This is a genomic window from Sneathiella sp. (assembly GCF_029233945.1).
Lineage (GTDB): Bacteria > Pseudomonadota > Alphaproteobacteria > Sneathiellales > Sneathiellaceae > Sneathiella.
This window is the reverse complement of sequence record NZ_JARGOQ010000047.1, coordinates 18,439-27,517: the sequence shown is the minus strand read 5'-3', so window position 1 is coordinate 27,517 and position 9,079 is coordinate 18,439. Positions and strand designations below refer to the sequence as shown.

General features: G+C 54.3%; 11 protein-coding genes. All 11 read right to left on the bottom strand.

Annotated features, from left to right (window positions below):
• Nucleotides 1–157 precede the first annotated feature (157 nt).
• The 11 genes from P1U71_RS14105 to P1U71_RS14060 all read right to left on the bottom strand — a co-directional run bounded on the left by P1U71_RS14105 (nt 158) and on the right by P1U71_RS14060 (nt 9,077).
• Nucleotides 158–1,285 (bottom strand): efflux RND transporter periplasmic adaptor subunit, encoded by a 1,128-nt coding sequence (locus P1U71_RS14105; RefSeq protein ID WP_301106255.1) that lies wholly within the window; start codon nt 1,283–1,285, stop codon nt 158–160.
• Between the two features lie 38 nt (nt 1,286–1,323).
• Nucleotides 1,324–1,860 (bottom strand): PadR family transcriptional regulator, encoded by a 537-nt coding sequence (locus P1U71_RS14100; RefSeq protein ID WP_301106254.1) that lies wholly within the window; start codon nt 1,858–1,860, stop codon nt 1,324–1,326.
• Nucleotides 1,861–2,128: 268 nt separating this feature from the next.
• On the bottom strand, nt 2,129–2,623 hold the full coding sequence (locus P1U71_RS14095; RefSeq protein WP_301106253.1) for a cell wall hydrolase: 495 nt from the start codon (nt 2,621–2,623) through the stop codon (nt 2,129–2,131).
• Nucleotides 2,624–2,700: 77 nt separating this feature from the next.
• Nucleotides 2,701–2,922 carry a DUF1289 domain-containing protein gene (locus P1U71_RS18035; protein WP_367281197.1) on the bottom strand — a complete coding sequence of 74 codons (222 nt, stop codon included), beginning with the start codon at nt 2,920–2,922 and terminating at the stop codon, nt 2,701–2,703.
• Between the two features lies 1 nt (nt 2,923).
• Nucleotides 2,924–3,355, bottom strand: a complete 432-nt coding sequence (gene sufU / locus P1U71_RS14090) for a Fe-S cluster assembly sulfur transfer protein SufU (RefSeq protein ID WP_301106252.1) — start codon at nt 3,353–3,355, stop codon at nt 2,924–2,926.
• Between the two features lie 9 nt (nt 3,356–3,364).
• Nucleotides 3,365–4,990, bottom strand: a complete 1,626-nt coding sequence (locus P1U71_RS14085; RefSeq protein WP_301106251.1) for a molybdopterin-binding/glycosyltransferase family 2 protein — start codon at nt 4,988–4,990, stop codon at nt 3,365–3,367.
• A complete protein-coding gene (locus P1U71_RS14080) occupies nt 4,987–5,676 on the bottom strand; it encodes an XdhC family protein (protein WP_301106250.1) in 690 nt (229 codons plus the stop codon). Before P1U71_RS14080 ends, P1U71_RS14085 begins: the two co-directional genes overlap by 4 nt.
• A 9-nt stretch (nt 5,677–5,685) precedes the next feature.
• Complete coding sequence (locus P1U71_RS14075; RefSeq protein ID WP_301106249.1) at nt 5,686–6,024, bottom strand: XdhC family protein; 339 nt, start codon at nt 6,022–6,024, stop codon at nt 5,686–5,688.
• Nucleotides 6,021–7,241 carry a VWA domain-containing protein gene (locus tag P1U71_RS14070; RefSeq protein WP_301106248.1) on the bottom strand — a complete coding sequence of 407 codons (1,221 nt, stop codon included), beginning with the start codon at nt 7,239–7,241 and terminating at the stop codon, nt 6,021–6,023. Before P1U71_RS14070 ends, P1U71_RS14075 begins: the two co-directional genes overlap by 4 nt.
• A complete protein-coding gene (locus P1U71_RS14065; protein WP_301106247.1) occupies nt 7,238–8,155 on the bottom strand; it encodes a MoxR family ATPase in 918 nt (305 codons plus the stop codon). The genes P1U71_RS14070 and P1U71_RS14065 overlap by 4 nt, the downstream gene beginning before the upstream one ends.
• 133 nt (nt 8,156–8,288) lie before the next feature.
• Nucleotides 8,289–9,077, bottom strand: a complete 789-nt coding sequence (locus P1U71_RS14060; protein WP_301106246.1) for a xanthine dehydrogenase family protein subunit M — start codon at nt 9,075–9,077, stop codon at nt 8,289–8,291.
• Nucleotides 9,078–9,079: the final 2 nt, after the last annotated feature.

The window sequence follows — 9,079 nt, the reverse complement described above, 5'->3', positions numbered from 1 at the left end:
CCCTCATGGGTCATGGACACATAAATGATCGGGATATTGATATCCGGATCGGATTCTTTCGCAATGTCGATATAGGCATAGGCGCCGGCGACCAGTATCAGAAGGAGAGCCGCAATAACCGTCCGCGAACGATTTATCGCTGCGTCAATAATGGCGTTCATTGGGATGCCTCAGCAACGAAGAGGTCAGGTCTCACCTTGTCGCCCGCCCGAACGAAATCCTGTCCGACGACGATCAGACGAACGGATTCAGGTAGCCCCTGCACCCAGATTCCCTCCGGTGTGTCCGCGAGAATTTGAACCGGGTGAAATTCAACAACGTCATCCTCGCCCACCGTGCGAAGGCCAAGAACGCCTTCATCATTCAACGTAAGATAGGCGGGGGAGAGGAAATGCGCATCCACCGATTTTGTCTTGAAGGTAATCCCCGCCGTGACACCGCTCCGGAGTTTGTAGCCGTCATTCGGCACTTCCAGTTCCACACGAAAGGTGCGCGTTTCCGGGTTCGCGACACGGCCAATGAATTTGACCTTGCCATTTACGGTTTCACCGGTCACGAGTTTTGCTGATCCTTCACCGCCGACTTCAATGTTGCCGACTTCCAACTCGGAAATTTGCCCCGTGATCAACAAAGGATCGCTTTCCACGATGGTGGCAATACCATTCCCATCCTTGACGAAATCGCCAACCTCGGCCTCTCTCGCTTCGATATATCCGTCAAAAGGGGCGGTGATCACCAGATCATTCAGGCGGATTTTCATGGCGGTTACCTGCGCGGTGGCGCTGTCAAGCTGGGCTTTAGCGCTTGCGAATGTCGTATCGGAGCTGAAGCCCTTCTTGTTCAGCTTCTTGGCGGCATTAAATTCGATTTCCCGCTGACGAGCCAGCGCTTCAGCTTCCTGAAGGCGCGCTCTGTTATCCTTCTCATCAAAGCTGACGATGCGATCGCCGGACTTTACCCGGTCGCCTTCTTCTACATGTATCTTCTTTACCCGACCTGAAATCTCAGCCTTGAGCTCGACGAGCCGGTTGGCTTCCGTTCGTCCGTGAACGATAATTTCCTGCTCGCGCGGCTGGGCCGTGGAAACGGCATAACGCACACCCATGATTTTAGGCTGGTTCTTCTGCGTTTCTGCGGTGTCGGCGGCAGTTCCTTCCGCTTGGGTCGCTGCGACGGCATCACCATTTGTACTCTCACTGCTGTCGCCAATGTCTATCTGGCCTGACGCAATCCAGGCCGTCACGCCAACGGCGATAATTATTGCGATAATGATTGAGCGGTTCACAGTGATACCTCTTTTAGTCGAATATGGTTACAGTTGCATTATTCGGCGGCGCGGCTTCCCAGAAGAGCATCTGCCTCCAGCAAGTGTCGATTATCTTGCAGGTAATCAATTTCCGCCTGATACATTGTCAGGCCAAAGTTACACAGAAACTGATCCCGGTCCGTTTGCTTGTTTCCGCATTCGTCGGCCATGGTCGCTATTTTCTGGAGCCGGTCCTTAATCCGGTCATCGATAAGCTCCGCAATCACCGACGCGGGTAAAAGATGGGAAAACATCAGGGTTGCCAGAAATTCAGACCGGAACCGATCCGCCGCGGGCTTCTTCATGATGGCATCGAAAAACTGATAACGGCCATTTGCGGTAATGGAATAAATTTTTTTATCGGGACGTTTTTCCTGGCTGAATTCACGGCAGGAAACAAGACCTTCCTCCGTCAGCTTGTTGAGCGCGGGGTAAATCGAGCCATAGCTGGCGTGGAAAATGAGGTCCAGCCGATCTTCAAAAGTTTTTTTAATTTCATAGCCGGTTGCATCCCCCATGGTGAGAATGCCAAGGCATAAAGTGCGAATATCCATTAATTCCACTTACTGATTCAAGATGTTGAGAAACGCGCCCACGTTAAAATCTGAAGCCTGAAATCGTATATTCCAGACGAATATATATCAAACCGATATAAATACAATTTTAATATAGATTAAATTTCGATTACAGCATGTGACGGTGATCACGAAAGAAATATATCGTAGCATATTGGCTGTAAATTTGGGGGAAACAGGTCTTATTACGTCAAAAAAAGCGGCCAAAAGACCGCCTGTTGCAGATCAACTAGATCTTGGGTGCGAGTTACATTTGCCGGTAGAAGATATGATTACCGATATTGGCCGTTACCTTCAGGCTTTTCGACCAACTGGGGGAGACATAATTCGCGTGATAGAAGGTCGCTTCGCCGGAAAGATCCCGCATGTTTCCGCCTCTCACAAGGCTGGCCACCATCAATGCCCGCTGCCAGGAAACCTGATCTGTTGCGGCATCGGATTTGCCGTCGCAGGCAAAGGAGAACTGGCAGGCATTGCGGCGCGTGCTGCCTTCAAAAACCACCTTGCAATAGGATAAGCCCTTTTCCATGACGCGGTTATGGACCACCTGTGCGACCGCGACCTGTCCGCTGAAGGGTTCGCCGCGCGCCTCAAAATAAACAGCCTGCGCAAGGCATTTTGTATTGGGATCATCCGAAGATGACGCGACGAGGGTCGTCGCTGCGGGCATGAACGTCGCCATGATAAGAAACAGCAGTGACAGAAAGGCAGCTGTTAAAATGCTCAGAGTTTTCAAATACATTTGCGCCCCCATTACTTGAAAGCAAGCTCACATTGACATTGACGACGCTTGTATTAAGCGGGGGGAAGTGGGCAAAATTAAGGCGATTTTTCCGAAAGACGGGATTCCCGACGACGCTGGCGGATCTCTTTCAGGACATCCATTCTCTCTTCATTACTCATGACAACCCAGCCGCCGATTTCATTTCGCGTGCGAAAACAGCCCCGGCAATATCGGTTATCCATATCCATGCTGCAAATGCCGGTACAGGGGGAAGGGAGGTCGGGCAGGTTTTTTATTCTTGGATTTTTACGACGCATCTCAGGCTTTCTTTAACGCAGTCTCCAACGCCCGGATCAGGGCATCAAAGGGCAGCAGGACACAATGATGACGGCTCTTGTGAGCGGCGACAACATTGAACAGTTCAAGTTCTTTCCATTCCGATGTATCGGGAATGGTGCCTCCCTGCAACATGGAATGCAGATTTTCCCGTGTTTGCAGAATATCCTCAAGGGATTTTCCGACTGCATGCTCCCCGATCATGGAGGCGGATGCCTGACAGAGCATGCAGGAGCGGTTATGATGCTTCAACTCGGTGATATTGCTCTCATTCATCCGGATTTGCAGGGTGATCCGGTCGCCGCAGGTGGGATTGTCCGCCGTTTCTTCCGCATCTGGATTATCAATTCGGCCATCGCCAGTGGCATTAGCGGCAAGCCGCAGCAAACTCTTCTGATAAAGTTCATCAATCACGGTACTAACTCATGCTTGTTGGAGGGCGGAAAGAGCGTCCGGCGTGTCGATATCGGCGAAAATGCTGTCCTGATCGGCCTCGACATTGAAGACATGGGATTCATTTTCCGCAATCAATGACTTGGCGCCGATATCGCCGGTGAGGGTGAGGATGTCATTCTTATACTGGCTGGCGATCAGAACGGGATTGCCGCGCTTGCCCTTAAATGTGGGCACGATGATCGCGCGGCCTTCCTCCACATCGAAGGCATCGATCAGGGCATCGAACAGATCGGCACTCACCAGCGGCATATCGCCCAGGCAGACGAGAACGCCATCATACTCATCGGAAAGGGCCCGAAAGCCCGTTTTAAGACTGCTGCTCAGACCTTCCGCGAAGTCCGGGTTATGGAAGGTGGGGATTTTGAGATCGCTAAACAGTGCTTCGATCTTTTCTCTGTCGTGGCCGGTCACACCGAAGACCTTGGCAGCTTTTGATTCGAGCGCGGTTTCCGCCGTATGGCGCAACATGGCCTTCCCGTCGATTTCCGCAAGAAGCTTGTTCCTCTCGCCCATGCGCCGGGACTGGCCGGCCGCAAGAATAAGGACGGCGACGGATTTTCCATTTGCAGGTCTGGTTTTTCTTTCCTGATTGCGCGGGTGCGGTCGGCTCGGGATTTCTTTCAGCAAACCGCCTGCGCCCATATCCATAATATCCGATGTCGTCACCGGGATATCGGCCAGAATGCGGTCGAGGACGAAATCAAATCCGTTCAGTTTGGGGGAGCGGGTGCAGCCCGGCAGTCCGATGACGATCTTGTCCCGCAGATGCCCCATCAGGAGGAGATTGCCCGGATCCACGGGCATGCCGAAATGGTCGATCCCGCCACCTGCCTGCGTGATGGCGGCCGGGATGACATCCTTGCGGTCGGTAATGGCCGACGCGCCGAAGATCAGGATGAGGGTGCATCCGTCTTTGTCGAGTGCGGTGATCGCCTCGGCTAGAGCGTCTTCGTGATGATCACAGTGGCGGAGGATATCGATTTTATTGTCGCCGCGCGCCAGACGATCGGCCATGATCCGCTCCGATTTCTCAATCACCTTCTCCTTCGTGTTCGGCAGGAGGGTGGAGATCACGCCGATTTTCTTTGTCCTGAAAGGATGAATGGAAACAATTGGTTGCGTCGCTGCCTTTATGCGATCGAGAACCTTCTCCACCTTGGCTTTCGGCGTGGCGAAGGGGATGATCTTGACCGTCGCCAGCATCTGCCCGGCCTCCACCACCTCATAATTCTTCACCGTCGCAATGGTGATAGTCTCATCGATATGGTTGAGGCTCTTGATCCGCTCTTCATCGGTGACGGCAATTCCCCGCATTTCGGCAAACAGATTGGCGCGCCCGGTGAAGGGCGGTTTAACAGTGATATTGGCTCCGGCAAGGGGAGCGGCAATCGTCGCGGCAGCCTCATCTTCCGGCATATCCGTCTCTTCAATACGCGCACCAAGAATGGTCTCTATTCTATTGTTTTTAAGGGATTCTATATCCGAATCAGTCAGGACATGCCCCTTCTTCAGCAGTTTGCCCGGCGCAATCTCCACCGCATGGGCGAGGACAACGCCGTGCGCGTCTCCGACTGCCATGCGGCCAAAGATCATGGCGCGGCCTTCCCGCGAAGAACCGCGGTGATTTCCGCCATGATGGAGATGGCGATTTCTGCGGGGCTTTTCGCCCCAATATCAAGGCCGATGGGCCCGTGAATGCGTGTAAAATCTTCCGCCGTGAAGCCGGCTTTCAGGAGCCGTTGCTGCCGCTTGGCATGGGTCCGTCCGCTCCCCAAGGCTCCGATATAAAAGGCGTCCGATTTCAGCGCGTGTTGTAATGCCGGATCATCCAGCTTCGCATCATGGGTGAGGGTCACGATGGCCGTGCGCCGGTCCGGATCGAGCTCCTCCAGCGCTTCATCGGGCCAGCGGTTATCGAGGGTGACATTAGGAAACCGAAAACTGGAGCCGAAACTTCGGCGCGGGTCGATAACGGTTACCTCATAATCTGCCCCCGCCGCCATGGGGACGAGGGCTTGGGCAATATGAACCGCGCCAATGACAAAAAGCCGGAGGGGTGGGTTGAAGATATTCAGAAAAACCGGGCCGTCATCACTCTCGAATGTGGCGGGCTTATCGAACTGCAGCGCATTTCTTGCCGCCTCCGCCAGATCCGAACTCTCTTCATTCTCAAAGGGATAGAGAAGTTTTTGATTTCCAGATGTTAAATTGGTTGCGAGAACGACCTGACGCTTTTTCGCGCGTGCCTGTTGCAGTTCTTCCAAAAGAGCCGTTTTCATATCGCCGCCTCAGTCAAGCTTTTCAACAAAGACATTGATTTTGCCACCACAAGCAAGACCGACTTCCCAGGCCTCGTCATTGCTGACACCAAATTCCAGTGTTTTGGGCTCGCCGCTCTTGATGATCTCAAGCGCTTCCTGAATAACGGCGCCTTCGACACAGCCGCCACTGACGGAACCGACCATTTGGCCCGTCTCATCGATGGCAAGCTGGCTGCCTGCCGGGCGCGGTGCGGAGCCCCAGGTGTTGATCACGGTCGCAAGGGCGACGCTCCGCCCATCCTTTTTCCAGGTGAGCGCCTGGGTCAGGATGTCGTCATCCGTTAATATTGATGCGCTTTCGGTCATGCGGCAAAACTCCTCTTGTCGGGTTGCGCGCCCACGGGTTGGGATAGAATATCAGCGAGATCTCTCAGGCTGTTAAGATTATGAATCGTGCGAAACTGATCGACATGGGGCAGGATCGCCTTGACGCCTTTCGAGCGTGGCTCAAACCCCTGATAGCGGAGTAGGGGGTTCAGCCAGATTAACTGTCGGCAGGATTTATGCAACCGTTCCATTTCAACCCCTAATCCTTCACCCGCATCCCGGTCGAGCCCGTCGGAAATAAAGAGCACCATGGCCCCTTGGCCGAGCACCCGGCGGGACCAGAATTTGTTGAATTCCTTCACCGTTGCGCCGATACGGGTGCCGCCAGACCAGTCTTCGACCTTTTCGCTGACCGCATTCAGCGCGGCGTCCACATCGCGATAACGCATATATCTTGTTATATTGGTGAGCCGGGTGCCAAATACAAATGTGTGGACGCGGTCGCGGTCATTGGTGAGCGCATGCATGAAATGCAGCAGCATCCGGCTGTATTGCGTCATCGAGCCGGAAATATCGCAAATAATAATCAGCGGTGGATGACGTGTCACACGGGATTTGAAGCGAAGCGGGATGCTGGCGCCGCCACTTCGAAGGCTGGCGCGCAGGGTGCGGCGCATATCGATCACGCCGCCGTGGAAATCCGCCCGCTGCCGCCGGGTTTTTACCTCCATGATCGGCAGGCGCATTGTCGCCATAGCCTTTTTGGCTTCCTCCATTTCCTCCGCGCTCATACTCTCGAAGTCCTTCGATTGCAGAAGTTCATTGTCCGACGCGGTGAGGGTGGCGTTTATCTCAATCTCTTCTTCCTCACTTTCCTGATCGGAATCCGGCGCAGGCGAAGGGGCAAGTGCTTCGGACAGGCGTCGGCTCAACTCCGGCTGGTCCTCGCGCTTCGTGCTGTCGAGAAAGGTCGTCGGCAGCATCATGTCCATCATCTTTTTGAGGAGTTCCGGGTTGCGCCAGAACACATGGAAGGCCTGATCGAAGATATCCCATTGATCGCGGCGATTGACGAAAACCGAATGCAGCGTCCAGTAAAAATCATCCCGGCGACGAATGCCGGCGACTTCAACGGCGCGGATAGCTTCGATCACGCGGCCCGGGCCGACGGGCAAACCGGCCCGGCGCAGAGTGCGTGCAAAATGCATGATGTTTTCCGCGAAAGTGCCACCGGTATGTTTCGCCGGTTCACTCATGTGGCGTCCATTTCCGTATTGATCTTCCGGATAATGTCCGCCGCCTCGCTCCCCTGGATTTTCACGATGTCATCCTGATATTTAAGGAGAACTCCGAGCGTGTCATTAATGACATCGGGATCAAGGGAGATGATATCGAGCTCCTTTAGCGCGTTGGTCCAGTCCAGCGTCTCCGCCACGCCCGGCAGCTTGAACAGGTTGGGGTCTTTTCTCAGTTCCTGAATGAACAGGACAATCTGTTTTGAAAGTCGCTCATCCGCGCCGGGGATTTTACGGGCAATAATCTCTTTTTCACGCTCCGCATTGGGATAGTCGACCCAGTGATAAAGGCAGCGACGCTTCAGCGCATCATGAATTTCCCGTGTCCGGTTGGAGGTGATAATGACAATCGGCGGTTCCTTCGCCTTGATGGTGCCAAACTCCGGGATGGTCACCTGAAAATCAGACAGCACCTCAAGCAGGAACGCCTCGAACGGCTCGTCGGTGCGATCAAGCTCGTCGATCAGCAGAACCGGCGCGCCGCCGACATTGCTTTCCAGTGCCTTCAGGAGTGGTCGCTTAATCAGGAATTTTTCTGAAAAGATATCGCTGCTGAGGCGGTCCCGGTCTGCTGTCTCGGTTGCCTCCGCCAGCCGGATTTCAATCATCTGGCGGGCATAATCCCATTCATAGACGGCGGAGCTGACATCCAGCCCCTCATAGCATTGCAGGCGGATCAGGGGGCGGCCCAGCTGCTCCGCCAGTACCTTGGCAATCTCAGTTTTGCCAACACCTGCCTCCCCCTCCAGAAAAAGCGGGCGTCCCATTTTTAAGGAAAGGAAAAGGACCGTGGCCAGGCTGCGGTCCGCCACATAGTTGGCGTCTTGCAACAGGTCCTGAACAGTGTCAATGGAATGCGGCTGGACATTTGTCATACTTGTCGGATTTCCCTTGGTTGCTTAAATCTGTTTGCGCCGGAATTCTAATCCCGAATTTGGGAAATGGGTATCAAAGATGAAAGGGGAAGCCAAAACTTCCCCTTTTCTAGTGTCAGTATTGATAGGCGGGCTATGAAGCGGCCTGAACCGCCCGCGCCGCCATGACCGAGATCAGGTTGGCCCGGTAATCAGCAGAGGCATGAATATCGGCACTGAGGCCTGAAGCTTCCGTCTTGATACCGGATACCGCCTCGGCGGAAAAATTGCTCGAGAGTGCCGCTTCCATATCCGTCTGGCGGAAGACGCAAGGCCCCGCACCGGTCACAGCAACACGCACACCTTGCGCCGTCTGTGCAACGAACACACCGGTCAGGGCAAATCGGGATGCCGGGTTCGGGAATTTGGCGTAACCGGCTTTTTCCGGAATGGGGAAGGTGACCTTGGTGACAAGCTCATCTTCCTCCAATGCCGTTTCGAACAGATCGATGAAGAAATCCTCCGCCGAGATGCTGCGTTTATCGGTATGTACTGTCGCGCCAAGGCCAACCAGCGCGGCGGGATAGTCCGCCGCCGGGTCATTATTGGCGATCGAGCCACCGATTGTCCCCCGGTTCCGCACCTGCGCATCACCGATATGGCTGGCGAGATGGCTGAGGGCGGGGATCGCGGATTTGACATCTGCCGAATTGGCAACATCCACATGTCGGGTCATCGCACCAATAGAAAGCTCGGAGCCGCTGACGCTGATGCCTTTAAGCTCCGCAATTCCGCCAAGATCAATCAGCTTGTCTGCTTGAGCCAGCCGGAGTTTGAGGGTCGGTAGCAAAGTCTGACCACCGGCCAGAAATTTGTCATCCTCACCAACGGCCGAAACCGCCTCATTTACCCCCGAAGGGCGTTCATAATCGAATGAATACATGG

Bases quoted from the DNA above. Each gene is read 5' to 3' on its own strand.
- P1U71_RS14100 (WP_301106254.1), bottom strand. From the start codon at position 1,860: ATGGATATTCGCACTTTATGCCTTGGCATTCTCACCATGGGGGATGCA.
- P1U71_RS14095 (WP_301106253.1), bottom strand. From the start codon at position 2,623: ATGTATTTGAAAACTCTGAGCATTTTAACAGCTGCCTTTCTGTCACTG.
- P1U71_RS18035 (WP_367281197.1), bottom strand. From the start codon at position 2,922: ATGCGTCGTAAAAATCCAAGAATAAAAAACCTGCCCGACCTCCCTTCC.
- P1U71_RS14085 (WP_301106251.1), bottom strand. From the start codon at position 4,990: ATGATCTTTGGCCGCATGGCAGTCGGAGACGCGCACGGCGTTGTCCTC.
- P1U71_RS14080 (WP_301106250.1), bottom strand. From the start codon at position 5,676: ATGAAAACGGCTCTTTTGGAAGAACTGCAACAGGCACGCGCGAAAAAG.
- P1U71_RS14075 (WP_301106249.1), bottom strand. From the start codon at position 6,024: ATGACCGAAAGCGCATCAATATTAACGGATGACGACATCCTGACCCAG.
- P1U71_RS14070 (WP_301106248.1), bottom strand. From the start codon at position 7,241: ATGAGTGAACCGGCGAAACATACCGGTGGCACTTTCGCGGAAAACATC.
- P1U71_RS14065 (WP_301106247.1), bottom strand. From the start codon at position 8,155: ATGACAAATGTCCAGCCGCATTCCATTGACACTGTTCAGGACCTGTTG.
- P1U71_RS14060 (WP_301106246.1), bottom strand. From the start codon at position 9,077: ATGTATTCATTCGATTATGAACGCCCTTCGGGGGTAAATGAGGCGGTT.